1 protein-coding gene is annotated in these 1,008 nt (G+C 51.9%); it reads right to left on the bottom strand.

Annotated elements, in window-relative coordinates; genetic code table 11:
- Positions 1-305: 305 nt before the first annotated feature.
- Complete coding sequence (locus M4578_RS25685) at positions 306-866, bottom strand: MarR family winged helix-turn-helix transcriptional regulator (protein ID WP_258095933.1); 561 nt, start codon at positions 864-866, stop codon at positions 306-308.
- Positions 867-1,008: the final 142 nt, after the last annotated feature.

The raw sequence follows: 1,008 nt of genomic DNA, 5'->3' as shown, positions 1-1,008 counted from the left end.
TACGAGCCCAAAATCGGTCCCTGTATGCTAAATCAAAGCCCGATTGCATGGAAATCGGCACAGCCAAAACGGTAGATCAGACGTTCCTTCACTTGGAACGTTGAACAAGTCGAAGTCCAAAGCGGCCGCCTTATCAAAAGGCGGGGTGTTCGTGCCACTGATCGACATGGCGTCCTCCCTACGATTTCCCAATGACGACGAATCGTCCCTCACATTGAGGTTTCGCATGTAGTCAGCATGCTGTCAACTTTTCAGAGAGGGGCAGGGGAGTCGGCGACCTTGCACCGTCAAGTCACTGAACTAGGCTAACTACCTCCGTTCTTCGCAGACCTTTTCTGATATCGACGCTGGGGAGCGCGGCTTAACTCATTGTTTTTACGGACGAAAACTTCAAGCGCTTCAAGCAAGTTCTTTTGTTCCTCGCGGCTCAAAACGCCGAGAAGCCTATCCCGCAACCTGCCAATCCCTGGTCGCGTCTGCTCAATAGCCAGTTCTCCATCTTTCGTGACCGACAGTCGTTTTTGCCTAAGATCTTCAACTATCGGAGAAACCTGTAGAAATCCCCTTTCAACCAACTTTGAAACGGCCCGCCCGCAACTTGTTTTGTCGACCGCCGCGAACCCCGCGAGCCGGGTCATGTCGATGCCTGGATAAGAAAAAACTGTAACCAGAATGATCCACTGCACGGGCGTGACACCCGTCACCGCCATGTCTTCGTCGAACCCAGCTTGGAAAATCTGATAACTACGCCTGATGAGGTGCGCTGGATGGGTGATCATCTCGTCGTACAAATCTGTTCGTTTCGCCGCCGCTGGCTCCTCATCTGAGGTGTTTTCATATTTTTTTTCAATATCTTGCCGATTCACCTTTTCACTCCCGATAGGATCGAGGCGAAGACTGCCTCACACGTTGGGTTAGCTAAGGAAGGTCTGAAAAACCTCGCGCTCTGAGGGGTTTGGTATAGACTTTGCGGGACGAAGAAGGAAGCCCCATCATGCCCAAGCAGCC

The sequence above is a fragment of the Salipiger pentaromativorans genome (genome assembly GCF_024721115.1).
In the GTDB taxonomy this organism is placed as follows: domain Bacteria; phylum Pseudomonadota; class Alphaproteobacteria; order Rhodobacterales; family Rhodobacteraceae; genus Salipiger; species Salipiger pentaromativorans.
The sequence above is the reverse complement of the archived record's forward strand: the minus strand, read 5'-3'. Positions and strand labels throughout refer to the sequence as shown.